The 25,496-nt window shown below is 69.9% G+C and carries 21 protein-coding genes; 5 read left to right on the top strand and 16 right to left on the bottom strand.

Going from position 1 to position 25,496, the window contains the following annotated elements; all coding sequences use genetic code 11:
* Window positions 1-102 precede the first annotated feature (102 nt).
* From BKH33_RS09585 to BKH33_RS09570, 4 genes are all read right to left on the bottom strand, one after another.
* The gene (locus BKH33_RS09585; protein WP_076067519.1) at window positions 103-615 is read right to left on the bottom strand and encodes a DUF2992 family protein; all 513 of its coding nucleotides are present in this window, start codon (window positions 613-615) and stop codon (window positions 103-105) included.
* A 247-nt stretch (window positions 616-862) separates the two neighbouring features.
* Window positions 863-1,903 carry a S66 family peptidase gene (locus tag BKH33_RS09580; RefSeq protein ID WP_076070431.1) on the bottom strand — a complete coding sequence of 347 codons (1,041 nt, stop codon included), beginning with the start codon at window positions 1,901-1,903 and terminating at the stop codon, window positions 863-865.
* Between the two features lie 203 nt (window positions 1,904-2,106).
* Window positions 2,107-2,514, bottom strand: coding sequence for an FKBP-type peptidyl-prolyl cis-trans isomerase (locus BKH33_RS09575; protein ID WP_003785626.1), 408 nt, complete (start codon window positions 2,512-2,514; stop codon window positions 2,107-2,109).
* A 244-nt stretch (window positions 2,515-2,758) separates the two neighbouring features.
* The gene (locus BKH33_RS09570) at window positions 2,759-3,742 is read right to left on the bottom strand and encodes a Bax inhibitor-1/YccA family protein (RefSeq protein WP_043539959.1); all 984 of its coding nucleotides are present in this window, start codon (window positions 3,740-3,742) and stop codon (window positions 2,759-2,761) included.
* Between the two features lie 430 nt (window positions 3,743-4,172).
* Here BKH33_RS09570 and BKH33_RS09565 point away from each other — a divergent pair, with 430 nt between their 5' ends.
* The 4 genes from BKH33_RS09565 (at window position 4,173) to BKH33_RS09550 (ending at window position 8,713) form a co-directional block, all read left to right on the top strand.
* A complete protein-coding gene (locus BKH33_RS09565; RefSeq protein ID WP_076070435.1) occupies window positions 4,173-5,117 on the top strand; it encodes an ABC transporter ATP-binding protein in 945 nt (314 codons plus the stop codon).
* Between the two features lie 71 nt (window positions 5,118-5,188).
* Window positions 5,189-6,076 carry an ABC transporter permease subunit gene (locus BKH33_RS09560; protein WP_076070437.1) on the top strand — a complete coding sequence of 296 codons (888 nt, stop codon included), beginning with the start codon at window positions 5,189-5,191 and terminating at the stop codon, window positions 6,074-6,076.
* Window positions 6,077-6,485: 409 nt separating this feature from the next.
* Window positions 6,486-7,997: a sensor histidine kinase gene (locus tag BKH33_RS09555; protein WP_003784192.1), complete on the top strand. Its 1,512-nt coding sequence runs from the start codon at window positions 6,486-6,488 to the stop codon at window positions 7,995-7,997.
* On the top strand, window positions 7,979-8,713 hold the full coding sequence (locus BKH33_RS09550; protein ID WP_043539579.1) for a response regulator: 735 nt from the start codon (window positions 7,979-7,981) through the stop codon (window positions 8,711-8,713). Before BKH33_RS09555 ends, BKH33_RS09550 begins: the two co-directional genes overlap by 19 nt.
* Window positions 8,714-8,757: 44 nt before the next feature.
* Here the strand turns inward: BKH33_RS09550 and pth are convergent, their stop codons facing one another.
* The 3 genes from pth to BKH33_RS09535 form a co-directional block, all read right to left on the bottom strand.
* Entirely contained in the window at window positions 8,758-9,360 is a 603-nt protein-coding gene (pth, locus tag BKH33_RS09545; protein ID WP_003784190.1) for an aminoacyl-tRNA hydrolase, read from the bottom strand.
* A gap of 99 nt (window positions 9,361-9,459) precedes the next feature.
* Window positions 9,460-10,074 carry a 50S ribosomal protein L25/general stress protein Ctc gene (locus tag BKH33_RS09540; protein WP_043539584.1) on the bottom strand — a complete coding sequence of 205 codons (615 nt, stop codon included), beginning with the start codon at window positions 10,072-10,074 and terminating at the stop codon, window positions 9,460-9,462.
* A gap of 515 nt (window positions 10,075-10,589) precedes the next feature.
* Window positions 10,590-11,240: a TetR/AcrR family transcriptional regulator gene (locus BKH33_RS09535; RefSeq protein WP_076070443.1), complete on the bottom strand. Its 651-nt coding sequence runs from the start codon at window positions 11,238-11,240 to the stop codon at window positions 10,590-10,592.
* Window positions 11,241-11,334: 94 nt separating this feature from the next.
* Between BKH33_RS09535 and BKH33_RS09530 the strand changes: the two genes are divergently transcribed.
* Window positions 11,335-12,552 carry an alpha/beta fold hydrolase gene (locus BKH33_RS09530; RefSeq protein ID WP_003784187.1) on the top strand — a complete coding sequence of 406 codons (1,218 nt, stop codon included), beginning with the start codon at window positions 11,335-11,337 and terminating at the stop codon, window positions 12,550-12,552.
* A gap of 31 nt (window positions 12,553-12,583) precedes the next feature.
* On the opposite strand, the gene BKH33_RS09525 is transcribed toward BKH33_RS09530, so the two are convergent.
* The 9 genes from BKH33_RS09525 to BKH33_RS09485 form a co-directional block, all read right to left on the bottom strand.
* Window positions 12,584-13,465: a type I 3-dehydroquinate dehydratase gene (locus BKH33_RS09525; protein WP_003784174.1), complete on the bottom strand. Its 882-nt coding sequence runs from the start codon at window positions 13,463-13,465 to the stop codon at window positions 12,584-12,586.
* Complete coding sequence (locus tag BKH33_RS09520; RefSeq protein ID WP_003784193.1) at window positions 13,462-14,493, bottom strand: Ppx/GppA phosphatase family protein; 1,032 nt, start codon at window positions 14,491-14,493, stop codon at window positions 13,462-13,464. Before BKH33_RS09520 ends, BKH33_RS09525 begins: the two co-directional genes overlap by 4 nt.
* A 132-nt stretch (window positions 14,494-14,625) precedes the next feature.
* On the bottom strand, window positions 14,626-15,087 hold the full coding sequence (locus tag BKH33_RS09515) for a DUF501 domain-containing protein (RefSeq protein WP_050998535.1): 462 nt from the start codon (window positions 15,085-15,087) through the stop codon (window positions 14,626-14,628).
* Between the two features lie 128 nt (window positions 15,088-15,215).
* A complete protein-coding gene (locus BKH33_RS09510) occupies window positions 15,216-15,914 on the bottom strand; it encodes a septum formation initiator family protein (protein WP_043539581.1) in 699 nt (232 codons plus the stop codon).
* Between the two features lie 218 nt (window positions 15,915-16,132).
* A complete protein-coding gene (gene eno / locus BKH33_RS09505) occupies window positions 16,133-17,419 on the bottom strand; it encodes a phosphopyruvate hydratase (protein WP_003784166.1) in 1,287 nt (428 codons plus the stop codon).
* Between the two features lie 190 nt (window positions 17,420-17,609).
* Entirely contained in the window at window positions 17,610-18,470 is an 861-nt protein-coding gene (locus BKH33_RS09500) for a hypothetical protein (RefSeq protein WP_003784198.1), read from the bottom strand.
* A 395-nt stretch (window positions 18,471-18,865) separates the two neighbouring features.
* Window positions 18,866-19,909 (bottom strand): Fe2+-enterobactin ABC transporter substrate-binding protein, encoded by a 1,044-nt coding sequence (gene fepB / locus BKH33_RS09495; RefSeq protein WP_003784178.1) that lies wholly within the window; start codon window positions 19,907-19,909, stop codon window positions 18,866-18,868.
* Between the two features lie 146 nt (window positions 19,910-20,055).
* On the bottom strand, window positions 20,056-23,859 hold the full coding sequence (mfd, locus tag BKH33_RS09490; protein WP_076076263.1) for a transcription-repair coupling factor: 3,804 nt from the start codon (window positions 23,857-23,859) through the stop codon (window positions 20,056-20,058).
* 10 nt (window positions 23,860-23,869) lie between these two features.
* Window positions 23,870-25,255, bottom strand: a complete 1,386-nt coding sequence (locus tag BKH33_RS09485) for a hypothetical protein (protein WP_076142711.1) — start codon at window positions 25,253-25,255, stop codon at window positions 23,870-23,872.
* Window positions 25,256-25,496: the final 241 nt, after the last annotated feature.

Here is a 25,496-nt window from a genome sequence, read left to right as displayed (position 1 = left end):
ATAACGCTGATCCGGCGCGGTCTGGAGGAGGCTACCGGGCACCGACGCCGACGCCCGCCAGGCAGCCCTCGCAGCCACGATTTCCGGAACACCTCTCTTGCGTCAACGGCCGCGATGACGGCGCTTGGCCCGCTCCCGACGGCGAACCCAGGCCTCGTCCGCCTCCTGACGGCGGCGCCGGCTCCGGTTGCGGGCCCCGCGAGCGGATGACTCCTCGCGAGCAGCGGCCAGGGCGGCCTGCGCAGCGGTGGACGGGCGCGCCCGGGCGGCCTCCTTGGCGGCCTGCCGGGCGGCGCGCTTGGGATTGGGGCGGGGAGTCGACGACGAGTCCACTGATCTGGGCGCCGGTACCGGAGGAGAAGCAGCGGCCCGGTCGATGAGGATCCCGCCATGAGTCAGGAGGAAGTCGTAGAGCTCGACGTCGCTGGGCTCGGCGCCGAAGACGTGTCGTGCCGCCCGCACCGTGATGGCACGACTGTTCGCGTCGCCGCCATGGCGGAGTTCATGGTGCTCGAGGACGCCGACCCAGAAGCGGCCGTCGAAGAACACGGTGAGCTGGGCTGAGATGCTGGCGGGGACACCGGTCCGCCTGTCGGGGGTGGGCGTGCTTGACATGGGACTCCTTTTCGGGTGCGAGTGATCGCACCCGGCGCAGCAGGAGTCCCCGTGACGTCCGATGAACGGCATCCCCGAGGTGACGAACGCCTGGTTGTCGCTTGCCCACGACAAGTTCGGGGCGGATGCAGGGCCTGTGGCCCGACGGCGTCATCCGGACTTCCTCCGGACCGTGCAGTTCGTGCTACCGGGTGTGGCGCGAGCGCGCCGTCTCTAGAGTATCCCAGGTGCCGCAGCCCCGAGCTGTTCAGGCGTAGCTGGCAGTGATCCGGTGCGAGGCGCCGTCAAGAGTCATGGTTCCGCCGTGCGGCACGATCCACTGGGGGCGGGTGTGTCCGAAGGGGACCCCTACGCAGATGACCGCCTCAGGGTTGTAGCGCCCGACGGTCTCGACGACGGCATCACGCTGCTCCGCTCGGAAGCGGGCCCTGGCCGGGGCGTCCCGGCGGTCCTCCAGCGAGGAGGCGGGTGGGCGAGCCACGAGGACCGCGTCGACGGCGGCCAGCAGTCCGCGCTCGCCCATGGCGCGCAGGATCCACGCCACCTCAGAAGCTGACGGGAGCATCTCCGAGGTCTCGATGAGCATGACGGCGCCGTCCAGGACGTGGGGGTCGGCCGGGAACCGGCCGGCGGTCAGCACCCACTGGAGCACCTCGAGGCAGCCACCCCAGGTGGGACCGGTCACCGAGCGGGACGGCCCCGCCCAGGTCCAGGGCTCGGTGGCCTCGCGCTCACCGAACTCGGTGAGGGCTCGGGGGTCGAGCCAGTCGTGCCCCATGTCCTCGGACTCCCCCGGTTCGGTGATCTCCAGCTCTGCCCCGGTCAGCAGCGCCGCCCGCAGCGAGTCGAGGTGGATCGGGTCGACGTGCGGGCCCGGGCCGACGTGGACCTGGGTGGAACCGCCGTAGAAGCTGGCGATGCCCAGCGACCACAGCCACTGGTGGAGGTTCGTGTTGTCGCTGAACCCGAGGAATGGCTTGGGGTCGGACAGCGCCGCGGCGCCGTCGAGGTGCGGTATGACCGCGATCTGGTCCTCGCCGCCCACGGTCGCCAAGATCGCGCGGATGCTTGGATCGGCGAATGCGGCATTGAGATCGCGGGCACGTTCCTCGGGCGAGGCGCCGAGCTGCCTCGTGGTCGGGTACTCCACGGGGACCAGGCCGGTGAGAGCGGCGAGCCTGGTCATGGCCTGCTCGTGAACCGCCGGGGCGAAACCGGGGGCCGCCAAGGAAGGGGACAGGATCGCGACGCGATCACCGGGACGAGCCTTGGGCGGAAGCAACTTCATCGCACCATGACAGCAGCCGCGTGAAAGAGCCGGCAAGCATCCGGCGGGCGAGCGCACCACTCACAGGTCATCGCAGCTATCGCCGAGCCGAGCCGCCGCGAGCAAGCGCGCGTTCGTACCGTAGGGCTCCGGGACGCACCCCTGAGGTACGTCTGCGGCGCCTACCGTACGAACGCGCGGACCAGTGGACGGGAGAGCCCGGCTCAGATGACGCCGAGGATCTCCGTGACGAAGACGAGGGTGTCGCCGCCCCGGATACCGGCCTGCGGGACGCCGCGGTCGCCGTAGCCGAGCTCGGAGGGGATGGACAGCAGGAGGCGCGAGCCCACGCGCTGCCCCACGAGGGCGTCGTCCCAGCCACGGATGACCATGCCGACACCGACCTGGAAGTTCAGCGGCTGACCGCGGTCGTAGGAGTTGTCGAAGACGTCGCCGCCCCAGATCTGCCCGAGGTAGTTGGCCACGATCGTGTCACCGGCCTCGACCACCTGGCCGTCGCCGGCGTCGAGCACCTGGACCTGCAGGCCCTCGGGGGCCTCGGGCCCGGGGAAGGTGAGCGTGGGCTTGGTGCCCTTGGCGCCCTCGACGGAGGGCATGTTGATGTTGATCATGCGGCGAGCCTACGTGAGGCCCCTGGTCCGAGGTCGCTACGGGCCTCGGCCCATCGCGAACTCCCCACGCGGGTCTAACGGGGCCGAGGCGCCCCGGAGCGCGCCGAGGAAACCACGGCGGGCACGCAGCGGACAATCGCCCGGATACGCGGCGGGGCCGGGACGCTGCAACACGTCCCGGCCCCGTCCGAGGCGGTGGCGCAAGCCCGGACCGGACGAATCGGCCTCGAGCCCGCGAATCGAGTCAGTCTCGTAAATAGCTCAGCAGGCGGAGGAACTCCACGTAGAGCCACACGATGGTGAGGACCAGGCCGAAGGCCCCCGCCCAGGCATAGCGCTGAGGCAGCCCGTTGCGAACCCCGTTCTCAATGGACTCGAAGTCGATCGCCAGGAAGAGGGAGGCCAGGACGACCGCAAGAATCCCGAGCGGAATGCCCAGCGGGATCCCCATGATGGTCATGGAGCGCAGTCCCCAGGCCCCGGTGGTCGCACCGGTCGCCATGAGACCGAGGTTGATGAGGCAGAAGATCCCGTAACCGAACGTGGCCACGACCACCACCCGGCGGAACCGCCCCTGGACCCGGAAGCCACCGTAGGAGTAGGCGGCGAGCATGGCACCGAAGGTGGCCAGCGTCGCCAGCACGGCCTGGACGACGATGCCCTCGTAGCGGGCCTCCATGAAGCCGGAGAAACCGCCGAGCAGGAGGCCCTCGAAGGCCGCGTAGGCCAGGATGAGGGCCGGGGAGGGCACCCGCTTGAAGGAGTTGACGAGTCCCAGGACAAGGCTGCCGACGAAGCCGACGAACATCGCCATGAGGCCCAACCCGATGGTCGACTCATCCGTACTGGTTACCAGGTTCCAGGACAGGGCGCCCAGGGCCAGGATGAGGGCGAACATTCCGGCGGTGCGGATGATGACGTCGTCGTAGGTCATACGGCGCATGTCCGCGTTGGTGGCCGACGGCGCCTGGTACTGGGCCTCCAGGCCGGCCATCTGCTCGGGGCTCACCTGGCCGTATCCGGCAGTCTGACCGTACTGGTTGGCGGCCTGACCGTACTGGCCGTACTGCTGCCCGTAGCCGGCGGCCTGCTGGCCGTACTGACCGTATTGGCCGGCCTGGTAGCCGGGCATCGTGGGGTATCCGTTGGGCGTCTGGGTCGGGGCCGACCCTTCCACCCGGCCGCCCTCCTGGAAGGCGGCGCTACGGTTGAAGAAGGGGTTGGACATGATCCTCTCAATCCTCTCTGAGGGGGTCTGGGGCGAACGGCCCGGGGGCGCCCGCTCGCAGCCCGGCCGGCCGTGGAGGGCCGTTACCGGAGACTGGACCCAATTATGCGCACTCCCGGTGCGCCGAAGGGAACCCTTTTCCCTGACGACGTAGCGCTCAGGGGAGAGGTACCCATCCATTCGCCACACGCCGGCGCCTTCCTCCAGCGGTTTTCTCCGGTCCGCCCGGACACCCCGATCAATCGGTTCTCATCCTCCAGGACGATCCGCCTCCCCCTGGCGGCTTGGCCCCGGATAGTCCCAGGTTCGTCACCCCGGCCGATTCGCCGATGACGGCGCCTTTCTAGGCTGGAGCCATCCGGTTGGCCCCTGGAAAACCAGGCAAGCCAGCCTCCACCTCATCCGAGGCCTACGTCGAAGAAGGAACATCATGATCGAGGCAGTCAATCTCACCAAGCGCTACGGTCACAAGACCGCGGTCGACAACATCTCCTTCACCGTCAAGCCCGGCACCGTGACCGGCTTCCTGGGCCCCAACGGGGCCGGCAAATCCACCACGATGCGCATGATCATGGGCCTGGACAAGCCCACCAGTGGCACGGTCACCGTCAACGGGCACCCCTACCGGGAGCTGTCCGCTCCCCTGTGCGAGGTGGGCGCCCTGCTGGACGCCAAGGGCCTGCACGGATCGCGCAGCGCCCGCAGCCACCTGCGTCAGCTGGCCGCCTCCAACGGCATCCCCACCAAGCGGGTCGACGAGGTCCTGGAGATCACCGGTCTGACCTCGGTGGCCAAGAAGCGCGTCAAGGGCTTCTCCCTGGGCATGGGACAGCGCCTGGGCATCGCCGCCGCTCTCCTGGGCGACCCCGGCGTGCTTCTGTTCGACGAGCCCGTCAACGGCCTGGATCCCGAGGGCGTCAAGTGGGTGCGAGAGACCTGCCGCCGCCTGGCCGGCGAGGGCCGCACCGTCTTCATCTCCTCCCACCTCATGAGCGAGATGGCCCAGACCGCCGACCAGCTCCTGGTCATCGGTCGCGGTCGCATCCTGTCGACCGGCCGGGTCGACGACGTCATCGCCTCGGCCACCACCGACCGCGTGCGCGTGGCCTCGCCGCAGGCCACCCGGCTCGCCGAGCTCATGGCCGCCCGCAACCTGGCCGCTCGTCCCGTGGCCCCCAGCGTCCTGGAGACCACCGACGCCACCGCCGCCGCCATCGGCGAGCTCGCCGCCCAGGGCGGCATCGTCCTGCACGAGCTCACCACCATCCACGCCAGCCTCGAAGAGGCCTACCTGAACCTGACCAGCGACTCCGTCGAGTACCGCACCGATCCCGCCCACCAGGACGTGCCCCAGTCCCAGAACCGGGCGGCCTAGCAGGCCCGCATTCGCACGTCACCACCTCCGCACATCAGCTGCACCAGTCCTCTTGCACAGAAAGTCCTGCCATGACTGCCAACGCCCCCACCACCCCCGTCTTCCAAGCACCCGCGAAGACCACCGCCAACGCTGCGAGTAACGTCTTCCCCCGCCGCACCGGCGTGCACATCCAGGGCCGCCAGACCATCCTGCGCTCCGTACGCGCGGAGTGGATCAAGCTCTGGACCCTGCGCTCAACCTGGATCACGTCCTTCATCGCCATCGCACTGACCGTCCTGTTCGGCGCCGGCCTCGCCGCCGCTTTCGGACAGTCCGAGCAGTACCAGGACACGGCCAAGGAATCCATCACCGCAGGTCTGAACTTCGGGCAGATCGTCGTCGCGGTCCTGGGAGCCCTCATCATCACCGGCGAGTACTCCTCCGGACAAATCCGCTCCTCCCTGGCCGCCGTCCCCAAACGCGGACGACTCCTACTGTCCAAGGCCGTGGTCCTGGCCGTCGTCTCCTTCATCCTGGGATCCGTGTCCGTCTTCCTGTCCTGGGCGATCTCCAAGCCCTTCCTCGGCGAGCACGCTGGATCCCTCACCGACGCCCACTACGCCGGCTACATCTGGGGCTCGGGACTGGCCTACGCCGTCATCGCCCTCATGACCCTGGGCATCGGCTTCCTGCTGCGCTCAACCGCCGGCGCCATCACCGTCATCGTCTCCCTCCTGTTCGTCGTCGCCGTCCCCCTCCAGCTCGCAGCCAGCAAGTGGGAGTGGATCAACAAGGTCATCGGCTGCCTGCCCAGCACCGTCTCCTCGGCCGTCTCAGACCCGTTCCAGAACGCGACCCAGTGGGGAGGGGATGGCGTCCAGTTCCTCAGCCACGGCCAGGCCATCGCGGTCTTCGTCGCCTGGGCGCTCGTCCCGCTCATCGCCGCCTGGGTCGTCTTCTCCCGGCGCGACGCCTGAGTCGGCGAACCGTCCTGTCATCCGGAGGTCTTGACCCATGTCAGTCCCCACGCCTCCTCCCTCAGCCCCTTCACCCATCTCGCCTCGGGAGAACTCCGGTTCTCCCGAGGCGAGGGAGTCGCTCCGCTCGGTCCTGAGCAACCCGGCCCTCCTGCGGGCCATGGTCCGTTCCCTGCCGACGGCGACCACGCCCCAGCGCCAGCCCCTCTCCCCCGACGACGCACACAGGCCCCGCTCCCAGCGGCCCGGGTCAACGCAGCCACTCAAGTCGTCGTCGATCACAACCCCGTGGAATGACACACTGAGACCTATGCCCAGCCAGCTGCCCAACCTTCAGCCAGGCCATCCCGCCACTGACTTGTCCGCTGACATCGACCCAGGTCTCCACCCAGCGCCCAGGCCCCGAAGCATGTGGCGCACCATCGAGCAGTGGTACCACCGTTCTCCCGCAATCGCCGATACGCTCATCGCTGTCGGGATCGTTCTGCTGAACCTGTTGATGATCCTCTTGGCCACCGTAGGGCCGGACGCCGACCACGACGTCACTCTGCATCTGCCGATAACACTGTCCACACTGGCGATTGGTGGAGTCGCACTCGCGCTGCGACGACGTTATCCCATATGGGTGTGGGCCATTCTGCTGGTAATCCCTGAGATCTACCTCTTCATGCAGGTGCACGTCTATCACCTCACTGACCAGCAGCGTGGCTCCATGTCATTCGGTATCGCCTTGATCCCCCTCCTGGCCATGCCGATCTGCCTGGGTACCCTCGCCTCTCACCGTCGAGCCTCCACCACCTGGGCGGCATGGGCGATCAACGTGGTCGTCTCCACCACTGACACCTACTTCATCACCTCCTACCCCCTCTTCGTGCTCGTCAAGAACATCCTCATTGCGAGCCTCATCACCGCTATCGGTGTCCTGGTGGGTTTCAACGCCCGCAATACTCGTCTGCGTCTCGAGGCCCTCAAGGCCCGCTCAGCCAGGATGGCTCTGGCCAGTGAGCAGACCGCGCTGCTGGCGGCGGCCGAGGAGCGCAGCCGCATCGCCCGGGAGATGCACGACGTCGTCGCCCACTCCCTGGCCGTCATGATCACCATGGCCGACGGCGCCGCCGCCACCGTGGAGCGGAACCCGGCCGTCGCCAAGCAGGCCATGGAGACCCTGGCCGAGGCCGGACGCAGCGCACTGGCCGATACCCGCCGCCTGGTGGGGGTCCTGCGGGAGGACCCGTCGGTCGCCGACGGCCCCACCACCGACCTGATCGGCTCAACAGACCCGGAACCCGCAACATCCTCACAGTCCCCGGAACCGCCAGCGCCCTCAACGGCCTCGGCGTCCTCGGCGCACAGCCACGAGGTCCGCGACGTGCCGGTACCCGAGTTTGCTCCCTTGGGAACGGTCACACCGGTCGAGCCCAGTGCCCCCATCGCCAGCCTGCGTCAGCAGGCCACCGACGGCGGAGACGACCGGTCCCAGGGAGACCTGCCCCTGGCTCCGGCCCCTGAACAGGCTGATATCACCGAGCTGGTCAGGCGTTTCGAGGCGGCGGGCGTGCCCGTCAGCTACCGGTGGGTGGGCACCGCTCTCCCCGAGGACAAGTCCCTCCAGCTCACGGTGTTCCGCATCGCCCAGGAGGCGCTGACCAACGTGCTGCGCTACGCCCCGACGACGCCGGCCGTCAAGGTCGACGTCGAGCGGCACATCGGCACCGTGATCCTGACCGTGGACAACGAGGCCGCCCCCGGCACACGTCCGATGCACGGATCTGGCAAAGGTCTCATCGGCATGCGGGAGCGCGCATCGGTCTATGGTGGGACCGTACAGGCCGGCCCGACACCCACGGGCTGGCGAGTCCGAGCGGTCCTGCGCTGGGACGAGCATGACGAAGGGACTTCCTCATGGCAGATGCCCCTGTGAGTAACGGCGAGCCCCTCCAGCCCGGTGGGGCCGAACGGCCCGGTGAGGTCAGCGGCACCATCAGCGTCGTGCTCGCCGACGACCAGGCCCTCATGCGCATGGGCTTTCGCATGGTGCTGGAGGCCGAGGAGGACATCGCCGTCGTCGGTGAGGCCTCCGATGGAACCTCCGCCCTGGCCCAGGCCAAGGCCCTGCACCCCGATGTCATCCTCATGGACGTGCGCATGCCAGGTATGAACGGCATTGAGGCCACCGAGCGCATCGCCCGCGAGTGCCCGGGCACGCGCGTGCTCATTCTGACCACCTTCGACCTGGACGAGTACGCCTTCGCCGGGCTGCGCGCCGGGGCCTCCGGCTTCCTGCTCAAGGACACCCGGCCCGCCGAGCTCGCCGAGGCGATCCGCACGGTGGCCTCCGGGGAGGCGGTCGTCTCACCGCGCATCACCCAGCGGATGCTGGAGATGTTCGCCTCCTCGCTACCCAACTCGGGGACGCCGGCCCAGGCCTCGGATCCGCGCATCGACTCGCTGACTCCGCGTGAGAAGGAGATCCTGGTGCTCATGAGCCAGGGCATGTCGAATGCGGAGATCGCCGAGCACCTCGTTGTCTCGGCCACCACCGTCAAGACGCATGTGGGCAATGTGCTGGCCAAGCTGGACGTGCGCGATCGGGTCCAGGCCGTCGTCGTCGCCTACGAGACCGGCCTCATGGCCTGAGCCCGGCCCTCATCGAGGGCAGCCGACGACGGAGCGCCCCTCGGTCAGCGGGGCGCGTGGAGTCGCTGCTGGGCGGCGTCGAAGCCGAGCGTGACGACCTGCTCGACGGCGTCGGCGGCCTGCTCCAGGGTGACGCCGAGGTCTGCGCGATCACGGCCGGGGAAGTCGGACAGGACGAAGTCGGAGGGGTCCTGGCGGCCCGGTGGGCGGCCGATGCCCACACGCAACCGCGCATAGTCCTTGGTGGAGACGGACTTGCTGATGGATCGCAAGCCGTTGTGGCCCCCCTCGCCGCCTCCGCGCTTGAGGCGCAGCTCGTGGGCGGGCAGGTCGAGCTCGTCGTGGATGACGAGCAGACGTGCGGTGGGGTCGATGCCGTAGTAGGAGACGAGCCCGGACACGGGGCCACCGGAGAGGTTCATGAGCACCGAGGGCTCGGCCAGGATGACGCGGGGGCCGGGGGCGCCGCCGGACATCATGCCCAGCCGCCCCTCGGCCACGCGGGCACGAGCCTTCTTGTGGTTGGAGAACCGGGACCCGGTGCGCTCGGCCAGGACGTCGAGCACCATGTAGCCGACGTTGTGGCGGTTGCGGGCGTACCGGGTCCCGGGGTTCCCCAGCCCGACGACGAGCCAGGCCTCACTCATGCGGCCTGTCCCCGAACGGACCGGACACAGATGGCGCAGGATGCACTGAAGATGCCGGCCGGCACGTCGTCAGGGCTGAACATGTAAGTCACGCGTGATTCACTCGGCCGCGGCCTCGGCGTCGTCGCCCTCAGCGGGAACGACCTCAGGAACCTCGGAGGCGACGGCGTGCTCGTTGGCCACGTTGACCACGGCGGTCTCGGCGTCGGAGACGGCCTCGACGCCCTCGGGCAGGGTGATGTCGGCGATGGTGAGGACGGTGCCGGCAGCCACACCGGTGATGTCGACCTCAATGGCCTCGGGCACGGAGACGGCCGGGGCGGAGACCATGACAGTGACGGCCTCGATCATGTGCATGGTGCCGGGGGCGGCAGTGCCGATGACAGTGACCGGAACCTCGACGTCGACGCGCTCGTTGCGGTTCACCAGGAGGAAGTCGACGTGCTGCACGCCGGGACGGATGGGGTGGCGCTGCACGTCCTTGGCCAGGGCCAGGAGGGTCTCGCCGCCGTCGATGTCCAGCTCAACCAGGGCGTTGTCGTTGTTGCGCAGGGCCAGGCGGGTGGCGTGCTCCTCGAGCAGGAGGTGGCGGGGCTCGGTGCCGTGTCCGTAGACGACGACGGGGACCTGGCCGGCGCGGCGGGCCTGGCGGGCCGAGCCCTTGCCGAACTCGGTACGGTCCTGGGCCTTGAGGGTGATGGCGTTGTTGGCCATGAGGCTCTCCTTGCGGATGAGGCGGGGCCCGGTGCCCCGCGGCTGATGGTGGTCCGGCTGGGCGCGACGACGCGCAGTACCGCCAGGTACCACCACGTCGATCACGGATGCGCACCTTCTCAAGGCACGTCCCTCGCCGGGGCAACGTGGGCAAGACTACGGCATGGGCGCACCCCGCGAACAGCCAGGTGCCGGTGGGGCGCCTCACCTGAAGGGGCTGATGGGCCAGGCACACGCAACGAGCCCCAGCAAGACCGGACCGGTTCGCGCGGTCGCGCCTTAGGTCGCGCGGCGCCCTCTCTCCCCTCGAAGGCTCGACCTACCCTACGAACGCGTGAGCCGCAGGCCTGCAGCTAGACTGTCGAATCACATGTGGTACTCCGTCGCAATGAGGACCATAAGGCGGGAGCGGGATCAGCCGTACCGGTTGAGGCCTTGGCAAGAGCCTGGGCGCTGCCAGACTCAAGATCCATCACCGCATGCGTCCATATCGGGCGGTCCCGCGGGGGCCGGACCTACAGCCCAGCGGCCGCGAGCGCGCGGCGGACGATGAGTCGGGCGGCGGGATCGTCGACCTCCTCGCGCCGGAAGAGGGTGAGGAAGTAGGTCTGCGCGGCGATCATCTCGCTAATGGAGGCGATGACGGACTGGTCGACGTCGGCCGCCACCTCCCCACGCGCGGCGGCGCGGGTGAAGACCGGCTCGAAGCGCCGGAGGCGGGTGGCCCAGAACTGCGGCCAGTCGCCGATGCGCTCCAGGACCTCCGGGGGCGCGTCAATGAGGGCACGGGCCATGGCGATCCCGAGGTCCGTGCGCAGGAAGGCAGCTACCGACACCGCCGTGACGCACAGGTCGTCCTCGAGGGAGCCGGTGTCGGCCACCTCGATGGCGTCCAGGCTCAGGTCCTGGGCGGCGTCGAGGATGAGGGCATCGACGCCGCGCCAGCGGCGGTAGATCGAGGAGGCGTTGACCCCGGAGCGCTTGGCGACCTCGGCGATGGTGACCGCCCGGGCACCGCCCTCCTCCAGCAGCTCAACAACGGCGTCCAGCACCGCTCGGCGCACGCGCCTGGAACGGCCGCCGGGGCGCAATCGCACGGTGCCCACGGAGCTCACGGCACCGGCCGGGCCACCCTTCCCCGGCTCTTCACTGCTGCTCGGCTCCATGACATCAGCCTAGGACAGCGGCTTGCGTCGACGACGGATCGCACACTACAGTCCTAAACGCAATTTTCTTGCTTTTATGGATCAAGGGGCCCTCATGGACGTCACGTACGCACTCGACCTGGATGCACCTGCTATCGGCTTCCGTCGCCTGAGCAGCAACCGCTTCCTCAACCTGCAGGCCAACCGGTGGCTCGTCACTGAGCGGGCGGTCGCCGACTTCCTGCCGGTGGTGCCGCGCACCACCCGGATCGCCGACTGGGTGCGGACCTACCTGGACCTCGCCGATCGGGTCCGGGATCAGGAGCACGACCTGGAGGCGGCCTTCTTCGCCCGCGGGGCGGAGTTCTTCATGCAACCCGGTAACCCGCTCAAGGCACCGACTCGTCGGAGGTTCGTCTCCTCTCTGCGACGCTGCTTCGCGCTGGAGCCCGAGCTCATCCCCTTCGAGGGCGGGTTCCTGCCCGCCTATGAGCTGACGGACCCCGACGCCGCACAGCCTCCACGAAGTACGTGGGTCGTCCTCGGCGGCTTCGACTCCTATATCGAGGAGACCTTCCCTGTCCTGGCCGCTGTGGCGAAGCGCGGACGGAGAGTCATCGCCTTCGAGGGCCCTGGCCAGGGCGGCACTCTGGAGGCCGATCTGGAGGCAGGTACGTCGCCCGGACTCAGGACGGGCCAGAGGCTCACCATGCGCACCGACTGGGCAGCGCCGGTCTCGGCGGTCCTGGACCACTTCGACATCGAGGAGACCACACTCGTCGGCATGTCCCTGGGAGGCGGGCTCGTCATGCACGCCGCCGCCGGCGAGCCGCGAGTCAGGCGCGTCGTCGCCTTCGACGTGCTCGACGACTTCCTGGAGGTCCTCGTCTCCCAGGCGCTTCCGCCGGCTCTGGCGCGCGGTGCCGGGCGGTCTCTCGCACACCTCGAGCCGCTCATCACCCGGACTCCCACGAAGGTTCTCAATCGGGTACTGACCGAGCAGGCCCGTCGCAGCCCGGTGACCTGGTGGGGCATGTGGCAGGGCATGCACGTCACGGGGACGCACTCGCCCGCTGAGTTCCTACGCGCTGCGGCCACCTTCTCCACGGCCGGCGTCTCCCCCAGGGTCGCCGGGGACGTGCTGCTCATGCAGGGTGCCGAGGACGAGTTCGTGCCGCACCACCAGATGATTCGTCAGGCCGAGCGCCTCACCGCCGCCCGCTCGGTGACCACCCGCACCTTCACCAGGGCCGAGAGCGCGGCGAGTCACTGCCAGACCGGCAACACCGGTCTCATGGCCCGCACGATCCTGGCCTGGGAGGAAGGCCTGTGAGACACCTGCGCAAGATCGCCAGGAGGACGAGTCAGGCTCGCAGCAGCTCCAGGCAGCGGCGCACGTCCTGGATCGGCAGCTGACCGGGGGCAGAGGCCTGGGTCTCCCCCTGCTCGTCAGGGACGACGGCGAAGGTCAGCGCTGACCCGAAGACCGGGGCCACACGGCTGACCGCGCCGAGCGCCCCCATGGACATGGCGGCCACAGGCAGGCCCAGGCCCGTTCCCTTCCCCGGGGCCGCCGTGGCCCGCGCGCACACGCCCAGGAGGCGGGCGACGTCGTCCGCACCGGTGGGCCACACGGCGATCTTGGCCAGGTCCGCGCCCTCGGAGGCCATGCGAGACAGAACGTCCTCGAGGACGTCGTCGGCGGGGGTGGTCTTGAAGTCGTGGAAGGAGGCGACGACGTCGATCCCCAGCCCGTGGGCCTGCTCGGAGACCTGCGGCAGGCAGCCGCGCTGGACCTCGACGTCGATGGCGCTCGGGCGGCGCCCGGGCTCCCAGCCGGCCAGCTCGTCGAGGACGGAGCACAGGAGGGCGCCGTAGCCGGAGTCGTCCAGGCGGGCCCGGCCGCCCTCGGCAGCGGTACGGCACGTGAGCAGCAAGGGAGTGGCGTCAACGACGTCGGCCATACGGCGCAGGCACTCCAGGACCTGGGCGGCCGCAGTGGTCACGACCATCGAATCGGTGGTAGACGGCTCCTCACCGAGGGCCTCGGTGAAGGCGACGAGGGCGTCGACCTCCTCGAGCAGGTCGACGCGCAGCTCGAGAACGTCGGCGCCGGCATCGATGCCATGGCGGGCCTGGGCCCGGGCATGGGCGGCGGTCGGACCGGTCAGGGAGACGGCCACGGCGGGCACTCCCCCGTCGCCGGGAATGGTGCATCCGCCCCAGGTCAGCGACGACGCTCTCACACCTCGTCTCCTTCCGGACCTGCCTGTGCAGGCACAAGCGACAGGGCGATACCGTCGAGGATGTCATAGAGGCTGGTGGTGACTCGCTCCAGCGGGCGCCCGGCAGCGGCGGTCCGCTCCACCACTCGGGTGACGACCTCGCTCCACACGAGGGCTCCGGCGGCGATGACGTCGCGGCGCCCGGGGGCGAGGTAGCCCCAGGAGGCGCGTTGCTCGGCGGTGGAGTGGATGATTGCCTCGCAGGACGCCAGGACGGCGTCGGGGCTCAGCTCGGCGCCGTTCAGGGCCTGCGGATCGAAGTCCTGGAGGCCCAGGGCGTGGGCGGTGACGGTGGTGATGGTGCCGGCCAGCCCCACCAGCCGGCCGGGGGCGGACAGGTCGACGACCCGTTCGGCATCGTCCAGGAGACCGCGGACCTCGGCACGCGCGGCCGCCTCGGCCCCCACGGTGACGCCGCTCGACAGGAACCGCTCAGTGATGCGCACGCTGCCGGTGTCCAGGCTGATGGCGGCGCGGGGCTCGTCCATCCCCAGGACCAGCTCGGTGGAGCCGCCCCCGAGGTCGACGACGAGACGCGGCGCAGGCACTCGCCCGGCCCGTCCCTGTACTTCTGCGCCCTCTGCCCCGCGGGCTCCTAGGAGCGAGCCGCTGAAGGACAGACGAGCCTCCTCCTGACCGCTGACGACCTCGGGCTCGACCCCCAGCAGCCGGCGCACGCCGGCCACGAAGTCCTCCCGGTTGCTGGCGTCGCGAGTGGCGGAGGTGGCCACGAAACGCCGGACGGCCTCGCCGGGGGCCACGCCCAGCTCATCGCAGTCGGCGGCGTAGGCGGCCACGACCCTCAGGGTGCGCTCCAGGGCCTCGGGGTCGAGCATGCCGGTGCGGTCCACGCCCTGTCCCAGGCGCACGATCTCGTTGCGGCGGCGCAGCACCTCCAGGCGGGGGCGACCCGACTGATCTCGGTCTGCCTCGGCAATGAGGAGGCGGATGGTGTTAGTGCCGCAGTCGATTGCGGCGACGCGGGTCATGACGAGGGCCTCCTGGGCTGGGGCGGGCTGATGAGGGTGGGGACGAACAAGGACCGGACGGGCAGTGCGGACGCCGACGGCCGACTGGACAGCCGTCAGGCCCGAGGCAGGCCGGGCGGGCCGCCTGACCGGTCAGCAGAAGCAGCGCTCAGGATCCCACAGTCCGCGCTCGCGCAGAACCTCCAGGGTGCTGTCGCCGATCGGGTTGACGCCGGGGCCGGTGGCCAGGGCGTGCCCGAGCAGGGCATGGAGGCACTTGACGCGCACGGGCATCCCGCCGGCGGAGACGCCGTCGATCTCGGGGACCTGCCCGAGCTCGGCGCGCCGGGCCAGGTAGTCGGCATGGGCGGCGGCGTAGGCGGCGGCCAGCTCCTCGTCGGCGGCGAGGTCGGCGTTGAAGGTCTCCATGAGGTGCTCGGCCTCGAGGGTGGAGCAGCCCTTCACAGCGGCCGGGTGGGTGAGGTAGTAGCTGGTCGGGAAGGGGGTGCCGTCGTCAAGGCGCGGTGCGGTGCGCACCACGGTCGGACGCCCGCACACGCAGCGGGCGGCGATGGCGACGACGCCGCGCGGCACCCGCCCCAGCTGGTCCGCCAGGGCCTCGAGGTCGGCGGGCGTGACAGACTCCGTCGTCCGCTCAGCGCCTTGCTCACCAACATGCTCGCCGACATGCTCACTGGCTTGCTCAGCAGCCGGCTCGGTCTCCTGAGGCTCGAGGATCGGGCTCACGGGGTCTCCTTCGTCTGCGGGGTGGGAACCGGGCTCGGCGAGGTCTTGGGCGGCTCCGACGGTGCCTGGCTGGGCGCGCCGGTGGGCAGGCCCTTCTGGGTGGGGTTGAGGGCCTTACCGCCCGGGTCTGTCTTGGAACCGTCCGTCGAGGCGCCGTCGGTCCCGCTCCTGCTCTGGCCGGCGGCCTGCGAGGACTCGCGTAGCGCCTGGTACCAGGGGACGTCCTGGGAGTCCTGGGTGGCCTCGCCGCCGGCGCTGGGCTGCTTGACGGTGTCGGCACCGACGACGACGTAGCTGGTGTCGCCGGGCATGACGTAGCCGAGGCGCTCGCGCACCTGGGCGCGCACGTAGGTGTCGTCCTTCCACTGGGCCAGCTCATCCTCCAAGGCGGTGGAGGTGTCGGAGGCCTCCTTGATCTTGGCGACGACGGCGTCGTACTGAGCCTGCTGGGACAGGTAGGCGCGCAGCGAGGTGAAGACGACGACGAAGGCCAGCAGGCCCACGACCGCCAGGGTGACGATCCGGGGCGGCAGGACCCGCTCGGGCACTGTCGTCGGCAGGCCCTCGGGCTCGGAGCCGGCCGATCCCGATCCGGACGAGGAGGCCGTCCGCTCGGCCGGAACCTGACGGGGGCGGGCACCGCGGGAGACGCGGCGCGTCCCGGACTGGCTGGAGGCGGGGCGGCGCGGAGTCATACCGGCATCCTGCCTCACCGGGAGCCGCACGAGGCCGCACCTCACCGGGCGCGTTGCTCACGCTCCGGATTCGCCCCGGTCCTTCGCCGACACCCCTGCACCGTCACAAACGCTCCGGGGCGGACAGGAGGACCCGTCCGCCCCGGAGCGGGGAGCGTGCACCGTCGTCGAGCCGCTGTGTCAGCCAGCCGCCCGACGGCGGGAAGTCGCCTTCAGGCTCAGGCCTGGAAGCGGGGGAAGGCGCCGGCGCCGGCGTAGACCGCGGCGTCGCCGAGGGCCTCCTCGATGCGCAGGAGCTGGTTGTACTTGTTGACGCGCTCGCCACGGGCGGGGGCGCCGGTCTTGATCTGACCGGAGTTGGTGGCCACGGCCAGGTCGGCGATGGTGACGTCCTCGGTCTCGCCGGAGCGGTGGGAGGTCATCGTCTTGTAGCCGGCACGGTGGGCCATCTCGACGGCCTCGAGGGTCTCGGTCAGGGAGCCGATCTGGTTGACCTTGACCAGCAGGGCGTTGGCGGCGCCGAGCTTGATGCCCTTGGCGAGGCGCTCAGGGTTGGTAACGAAGAAGTCGTCGCCGACGATCTGGACCTTGTCGCCGATCTGCTCGGTGAGGTGCTTCCAGTCGTCCCACTCGTCCTCGGAGAGCGGGTCCTCGATGGAGACGATCGGGAAGTCCTTCACGAGCTGCTTGTAGTACTCGACCATCGAGGCGGTGTCCTGGGCCTCGCCCTCGAACTGGTAGGTCTTGGTCTTCTCGTCGAAGAACTCGGAGGAGGCGACGTCCATGGCCAGGGCCACGTCCTTGCCGGGCTTGTAGCCGGCCTTCTCGATGGCCTCGACGATGAGCTCGAGGGCCTCGCGGTTGGAGTCGAGGTTGGGGGCGAAGCCGCCCTCGTCGCCCAGGCCGGTGGACAGACCGCGCTCCTTCACGACCGCCTTGAGAGCGTGGTAGACCTCGGCGCCCATGCGCAGGGCCTCACGGAATGTGGGGGCGCCGATGGGGGCGATCATGAACTCCTGGATGTCCACGTTGGAGTCGGCGTGGGAGCCACCGTTGAGGATGTTCATCATGGGCACGGGCAGGACGTGGGCGTTGGGGCCGCCGACGTACTGGAACAGGTCCAGGCCAGCAGACTCGGCGGAGGCCTGGGCGGCGGCCAGGGAGACACCGAGGATGGCGTTGGCGCCGAGCTTGCCCTTGTTGGGAGTGCCGTCGAGCTCGATCATGAGCTGGTCGAGGCCGCGCTGGTCGGCGGCGTCGAAGCCGATGATCTCGGGGGCGATGACGTCATTGACATTGGCAACGGCCTTCTCGACACCCTTGGCGCCGTAGCGGCCCTTGTCGCCGTCGCGCAGCTCAACGGCCTCGAAGGCACCGGTGGAGGCGCCCGAGGGGACGGCGGCGCGAGCGGAGGCACCGTCCTCCAGGAGGATCTCGACCTCGAGGGTCGGGTTGCCACGGGAGTCGAGGATCTCGCGGGCGTGAACGTTCTCGATGAGGGCCACTTGGTGCTCCTTGCTGAGGGGAATCGTGATGCGGTCGTCGGAGTCGGCACGCGACTCGCGCACGACTGCTGAATGCAAGGCCAGCCTAGCGGGCCCGCCATCTCACCACGAGGGCCATGGTCCTGAGGAATGCACAGTGTTCACGCCCGGCGAGAAACACTGGACGGCGACCATCGGTTCCGGCAGCCGTCTACTGACCGTTCCCCTCGGCCTGGCCGGTGTCCTGGCCTCCCTCACCGGCACCGCCGTCGGTCTGGCCGTTCTCGGTCTGGCCGGAGTCGGACGGCTGCTCGGCCCCGCCCTGCTGGGGCTGTTGAGGGGCCTGCTGCTGACCGTTCTGCTGCTGACCGCCCTGTTGCGGGGCCTGCTGCTGGGGCTGTTGCTGGCCGCCACCCTGCTGGGGGGCCTGCTGCTGGCCGCCCTGCTGCTGGGGCTGTTGCTGGCCGCCCTGTTGAGGAGCCTGCTGCTGACCACCACCGGCAGGATTGTTGGCGGACTGGAGCCGGGGGTCCTCCTGGGTCCACCAGGCCGGGGCGCTGTCCGGGTAGCGCGGCGAGCGGTTGCCGCTCATCGTGGCGCGGAGCTTGCTCAGGTCAGCGACAATGGCCTGAGCCTGGGCCTGCTGCTGACGGAACTGGTTGAACAGGAGGTTCGCCCGCAGGTAAGTCAGCGTGCTCGCCCGGCGCGGTTCGAAGCCCAGCTGCTCCTTGGCCAGCTGCACGATCTCCGCATCGGTGATGGTGATGCCGTGGGCCTTGCCGACCTCCTCGATGATGGGGGCCTCGATGAGGGCGCCCGCGATATCGACCCGCGTCGGGGTCTGACGCTGCTGCCCCGTCTGCTGGCCGGGCTTGGGCTCCATGTCCTTGGCCACGACGTCGATGTCCTTCTCGGTCACGACGATGGAGTGGCTGGCACCGTCCAGGCCGGTGAACGTCATGTCGGCCGCCTGGCCGGGGCGGTCGGAGCAGCCCGCCAGCGCCCCGACGGTGAGAAGAAGTGCAACGCCGGCAGCGAGGACGCGCGTACGTGCGGGGAGGCTTCGGGTCACGGTCTGCTCCTGGAGGGGACGACATCGGAGGGCGACATGGTGTCACAACGTTTCTGGCCCCTGACCTTACCGTTCCGCTCCCGACGACGCACGCAGCCCGCACAACCGCCACTCGTACCCATGCCCATAACGCCATCTCTTGATAGGAGTGAGACGCCGAACCCCGGATATCTTGTGCCGGTTGCATGACGCCTGCTCGCATCCGGCCACTTGGGTCGATACGTGTTGAACTCTCCTCAACACACCCCTCACGGATTCCAGCGCAGGTGAGAACGTCCACCCCAGATGAATCCCCGCCACCTGACCTTGAACAGTTCCAGCAACCGTCACACAGCCACAGCACCTACATCAAGGCAGCCCAGAGAGTGAAGCGGACACAAGGCTCCGTCCGGCGCTCAGCCCTTCTTGTAACTCTCCTTGAGGGAGTCGAGCATGATGACGGCGGAGTAGTAGTCGAGGCGGAAGGTGGAGGCCGGGGTGTAGGCCACCCGCCCGTGGGTCACCTGGGTCGCTGTGGAGAAAGTCGGGTCGTCGACGACCTTCTGGCGGCTGGCACTGTCTGCGGCGACGATCACCCAGTTGTCACCAGGCAGCCCCGTCTGGACATTCTCGTTGGACAACTTGACGATGTCCTGCCGCTGCCCCTTGGAGGTATCGCCCTTCACCTCCTCGGGGATGTCGGCCATGGTGAACCCGAGAGAGGTCAGGATCTGAACCTGGGGAGACTCCGCGGTCAGGGCCGCGGCGCCGCCGCCACCACCGCCGTAGACGATGAAGGCCGATGTCGTCCCCTCGGGAACAGTGATGGCCTCCTTGGTCGCAGAGACGTGCGCGTCGTAGTCGGCGATCACCGTGTCCGCCTGCTGCTCGTTCCCTGTGGCCTGACCGATGGTGCGGGTGACGTCCTGCCAGGAGCGCCCGGTGTAGTCGACGACCAGGACCGGCGCGATGTCACGCAGCTGCTCGACCTGATCGGCCGCCGAGTCGCCACCGCTCTTGGCCACGACGATGAGGTCCGGCTCGTAGCCGGCCACCTTGGTGACGTCGACCGACTTGATCTCGTAGAGCTTCTCCACCTTCTGCTTCTTAGCCGCATCAGACCACTGGACGAAGAAGCCGGAATCGTCACTCAGGCCGTCGGTGTTAGGAGCCGTCACGGCCGAGGCCACCACTGGAGCTCCCACCGCCAGCAGCGAGCCGGTCAGGGCTATGGAGGTGGACACGATGCGCTGGGGCTTCGAGGAAAGGGCGAGGTCGCCGTCGTCGGTCTTGACGGTGCGGGGCCATCCCTGGGATCCCGACGACGCCGAGCCGCTGGAGCCGGCCGAGCCTCTGCCGCCGGAGCGTCCGCACGCGGCCAGGCCCAGAGACACAACCCCGGTCAGGGTCGCAGCCAGGAGCCGCCGCCGTCCGATGACGAGACGCGGGAACGTATTCATCGCGGTCCTTCCCATGGATGGCCTCACGACCAGAGGAGATCTGCGACCTCCTTCACAATCGCACTTTAAGTATGGCTAACCTAAATCCGACCTCATGGTGGGTCAACGCCCTGTCCAGTAGATGGGAACCGAATAGGATCCGGCCGTCAGCGGCGTTTGCGGTAGGTGGTGGCCTCGGTCTCGTAGGCGGCATCGCCCTCGACGACGGCGTGCAGAAGCACCTCGGCCCACCGCACGACCTCCTCGCCGGACAGCGCCGCCCCGCCCATGCGGTTGGTGCCCGGCGCGGGCACCACGATGGTGCGCGTGGCCGGCTTGAGGACCGTGCCCGGGTAGAGGCGGGTGACCTTCATGCGCGCCGACTCGGGCAGGTCCACCGGGGCGAAACGCACCGACTTGCCCTGGGCGACGATCTCGCGCACCCCCAGCTGGGCGGCCAGGGCCCGCAGCCGCGCCAGCGCCGCCAGACGGGCGGTCGCCTCGGGCACCGGCCCGTAGCGGTCGGCCAGCTCCTCCAGGACGTCGTCGACCTGCTCGCCCGAGCGCGCCGCCGCGAACTTCGTATACGCCTCCAGGCGCAGGCGCTCGTGGGGGATGTAGTCCTCGGGGACGGTGGCGTCCACGGGCAGCTCGATGCGCAGCTCGACGTCCTCGTCGTCGCCCTCCTCGAAGCCGACGGCGTCGGCACCGGCCTTCCCGGAGCGGGCCAGGGCCTTCTTGTAGGCGGAGACGGCCTCGGAGACCATGCGCACGTACAGATCGAAGCCGACCCCGGCGATGTGCCCGGACTGCTCGCCGCCGAGCAGGTTGCCCGAGCCGCGGATCTCCAGGTCCTTCATGGCCACCTGCATCCCGGCCCCCAGATCGGTGTTGGTGGCGATGGTGCGCAGGCGCTCCAGGGCCGTCTCGGTCAGCGGCTTGTCCGAGGGGTAGAGGAAGTAGGCGTAGGCCCGCTCCCGGCCGCGCCCCACGCGCCCGCGCAGCTGGTGGAGCTGGGACAGGCCCATGCGGTCGGCGCGGTCGACGATGAGGGTATTGGCGTTGGACACGTCCAGCCCGGTCTCCACGATCGTGGTGCACACGAGGACGTCTGTCTCCTTGCGCCAGAAGGAGTCGATGACGGCCTCCAGCTGGTGCTCGTTCATCTGCCCGTGGGCGGTGGCCACGCGCGCCTCGGGGACCAGCTCGGCCAGGCGCGCGGCGGTGGCATCGATGTCCTCGACCCGGTTGTGGACGAAGAACACCTGCCCCTCGCGCAGCAGCTCGCGGCGGATCGCGGCGGAGACCTGCTTGGTCTCGTAGGCGCCCACGTAGGTCAGGATCGGGTGACGGTCCTCGGGCGGGGTCGCCAGGGTGGACATCTCGCGCAGACCGGTGACCGCCATCTCCAGGGTCCGCGGGATCGGGGTGGCGGACATCGACAGGACGTCCACGTTGGTGCGCAGCGCCTTGAGGGTCTCCTTGTGCTCCACCCCGAAGCGCTGCTCCTCGTCGATGATGACCAGGCCGAGGTCCTTGAACCTCACCTGGCCGGTGATGAGGCGGTGGGTGCCGACGACGACGTCGACGCTCCCCTTCTCCAGGCCCTCAAGGATCTTGGCGGACTCGGCGGCATCCTGGAAGCGGGACAGGGCCCCCACGGTCACCGGGAAGCCGGCGTAGCGCTCGGTGAAGGTCTCGGCGTGCTGGCTCACCAGCAGCGTAGTGGGCACCAGGACCGCCACCTGCTTGCCGTCCTGGACGGCCTTGAAGGCGGCGCGCACGGCGATCTCGGTCTTGCCGTAGCCGACGTCGCCGCACACGAGCCGGTCCATCGGCTGGGCCTTCTCCATGTCGGCCTTGACCTCGTCGATGGTGGAGAGCTGGTCGGGGGTCTCGGTGTAGGGGAATGCCTCCTCCAGCTCGGTCTGCCAGGGGGTGTCGGGGCTGAAGGCGTGGCCGGTGGTGGCGGCGCGGGCTGCGTAGAGTCGCACGAGTTCTCCGGCGATCTCGCGCACGGCCTTGCGGGCCTTGGACTTGGTCTTGGCCCAGTCGGCGCCGCCCATCTTGCTCAGGGCGGGGCTGTCGCCACCGACGTACTTGGTGACCTGGTCCAGGGCGTCGGTAGGCACCAGGAGGCGGTCGCCGGGCTGGCCGCGCTTGGAGGGGGCGTACTCGATGACGAGGTACTCGCGGGTGGCCGACGATCGGGCCCCGCCCACGGTGCGCCGGCTCAGCTCGATGAAGCGCCCCACCCCGTGCTGGGCGTGGACCACGAGGTCCCCGGCGTGCAGGGACAGTGGGTCCACGGAGCGGCGGGCGCGGCGGGCAGGCAGGCTGCGGCGCTCGCGGGGGCCTGCCGAGGCCCGCCCGGTGAGGTCGGACTCGGCGATGAGGGCCAGGCGCAGTCCCTCGGCGAGGAAGCCGTGGCCGGCACTGGCCTGGGTGACGCGCACGACGCCGTCGCCGGGGCCCGTGATCGGGGCACCGTCGGGTCCGGTGTCGCCGGCCGAACCGTCCGTCTCATCGGCAGGGACGACCGGGGCGGGGGCCCAGTCGCCGTCGCGGCCGAGCTCGGTGACCTCCGAGAGCCGGTCGACGATGCGGGCGGGGACGTCGCCGTCGCCCAGGAGCTGGGCCATGCGCCGGCCGGGTCCGGGCCCGTCGGTCGCGACGACGACGGTCCAGCCCTGGCGGGCCAGCCGCCCCAGGTCGGCCACCGCCCGCTCGAGCTCGCCGCGGTAGGTGCGCGGGTCGCTGAGGTCCAGGCGGGTGGTCTCGGGGCCGGCGGCCAGGGCGGTGAAGGACCACCAGCCGCGGTTGGAGGACAGGGCCAGGGCCCGGGCCTCGGCCAGGTGGGCGAAGGCGGCGGCGGACAGGTCGACGGGGACCGTGCCGCCGGAGGCCGCCGAGGTCCAGGCCGCGGCGAGGAACTCGGTGGTGGTGGCCGTGAGGTCCTCGGCGCGCTTGCGCACCCGCTCGGGCTCCAGCAGCACCGTGAGCCGGTCGCCGACGAGGTCGAGCAGCGGGACCATCGCGTCGACCAGCACCGGGGCGAGGGACTCCATGCCCTCGACGGCGATGCCCTGGCTGATCTTCTCCAGCATGTCGGCGGCGCCGGGGACGGCGTCGGCCAGGGCGGCGGCGCGCTCGCGGACCGTGTCGGTGAGGACCAGCTCGCGGCAGGCGGTGGCGGTCACGGCGCCCAGCGCCTCGATGGTGCGCTGGTCGGCGACGGCGAAGGAGGAGACCTCGTCGATCTCGTCACCGAAGAAGTCCACGCGCACCGGCCGCGGCTCGGAGGGCGGGAAGACGTCGAGGATGCCGCCGCGCACGGCGTACTCGCCGCGGGACTCGACCATGTCGACGCGCGTGTAGGCGGCGGCCTCCAGACGGCGGGCGGTCTCCTCCAGGCCCACGGTCAGACCGGGGGCCAGCTGGACGGGCTCGAGTTCGCCGAGCCCAGCGATGACGGGCGCCAGCAGGGCGCGCACGGGGACGACGAGGACGCGGATCGCCCCGCCCTCCTCGGGGTGGGCCAGACGGCGCAGGACGGACAGGCGCTGGGCCACGGTGTCGGCGCGCGGTGAGAGGCGCTCGTGGGGCAGGGTCTCCCAGGCGGGCATGACGGCGACGTCGTCTGCCGGCAGGTAGCTGCGCAGGGCCAGGGCGGTCTCCTCGGCCTCGCGACCGGTGGCGGTGACGACCAGCAGGGGCGTGCCGGAGGCGTCTGCGAAGCTACCGTCAGTGTCCTTCCGCCCGACGGCGGCCGAGCCGGCCGCCTCGGCGTCGTCGCCGGCGACCCGTTGGACGCCCTCCTCGCCCAGGGTCATGGCGGCCAGGACGGCGGGGCGGGCACCCGGTGCCACCACGAGGCTGCGGTCGGAGCGCGAGCGGGAGGAGGCGGCGCGAACGGTGCGGGCGATGTCGGCGTCGGCGAGCAGCGGAGGCAGGAGCGCGGTCAGGAGCACGGCCGCGAGTCTAGTGACTCCGCGCCTCGGCGCCATCGGTGGCGTGGACGGCCGAGCGGACCGGCCGACCGGCGAAAGCCCTGCGGGACCAGTCCCCGCTGCGGATCCGGTTCCAGGGGTTGTCGTGCCCGGCGACGACACCCACGCCCCCGCCCGCGGTGTTGTTGCGACTCTCCAGCAGGACGGAGACCTGCGCCGAGGCCGCCATCCCGGCGATGAGCCACATGACGGTGCCGATCTGGGTGATGAAGGCGACCGTCCCGTAGGCCGGGATGAGGCTGAGCAGCGCGATCTGGGCGGGGTTCGAGCGCTGGACGAAGGCGCGTGCCAGGTAGACCAGCAGTCCCGCCATGACAAGCACCACGGGAATCCAGCCGAAGCGCAGCGCCGTCAGCAGCAGGTGGTTGTCGATGGAGGTGTAGCCGCCCCAAGCGACCGAGTCCCCCGACTTCTGATAGGCCGAGGACAGCCCGAGCGGCTTGAGCTGGCGCACCAGGACAAGGATGTCGCCGCGGTAGACGGCCGAGTCCTCCTGCTCGCGGCCGGCCGAGTCGAAGACGCCCAGGACGTAGGGAAGCAGGACGCTGCCCACACCGACCAGCACCATGAGGAAGCTCATCCGCCACAGAGCGGGGATATTGGTGTGCACCTGCATGAGGCTGAGGATGACGGCGATGACGGCGCAGGCGATGGCCGTGCGGGAGAAGGTCGGGATGGTCGCCCCCAGGACAAGGGCCCCGGCCGCGATCCGGTAGCCGGGCCTCCACCGCGTGGCCAGGATGAGCGGGATCCCCGCCGCCAGGCACACCCCCAGGGCGATGGGGTGGCCGAAGGCCCCCTCGACGCGGGTGAGGCTGCCCCTGGCCAGGGGCGGGGCCCACTCCTCGTAGAGGTTGTTGTGCACGGTGATGTAGCTGAAGGGATTGACGGTGGTGACGGCCTCGAACAGCGCCAGCACGGACACCATGACCCACACGACCGCTAGGACCTCAGCCATGCGTCGCAGCCCGAGCCGCTCCACAAGCAGCCGCCCGGCGAGGTAGGCCGGCAGCGCCCCGAAGACGACGTCGGACAGGACGTAGTTGAGCGGTGTGGCCGCGGCGACTGACAGGCCCACCAGACCCCAGGCGGTGGCGACCATGAGGTCCCCACTGGTCAGGCGCCACGAGAAACCGGGTAGAAGGGCGACGATCACCAGGAAGCAGGCCAGGGTGGCAGGAGGCACGTTGGGCTCGACGGGGATCATCACCCACACCGGCACGAACCCGATGGCCCCCATCACCAGCCCCGCCCCGATGATGGGCCGGCGGTGGATGCGGTCGGCCACGAAGATGAGGACAGCCAGGGCGGCGGCCACTACAGGGAGGACGATGAACAGGGTCCTGGCGAGGGACATCGTTCCTCCCTTGTTCTGGTGGCGTCTCGGTGACGCCGTTGTGGGTGATCGTTGGGTGGGTGGCTCGTCAGTGCGCGTCCAGGAGCGAGGAAGCGCAGTGAGAACCGCCCGAGAAGATGCTGAGAGCATCTTCGACACCCTGACCGAGGTCAGGTAGGACCGGAAGAAGTCCGACGACGTCGACCGCCTCGGGCCGACCTCACCGTCTTTTTCACCGTTGTCGTGGGAGTCCTCAGGACCC

This window comes from Actinomyces naeslundii (assembly GCF_001956585.1).
GTDB lineage: Bacteria > Actinomycetota > Actinomycetes > Actinomycetales > Actinomycetaceae > Actinomyces > Actinomyces naeslundii.
Note: the sequence above shows the minus strand (reverse complement) of the source record. Positions and strands in the feature narration are given on the sequence as shown.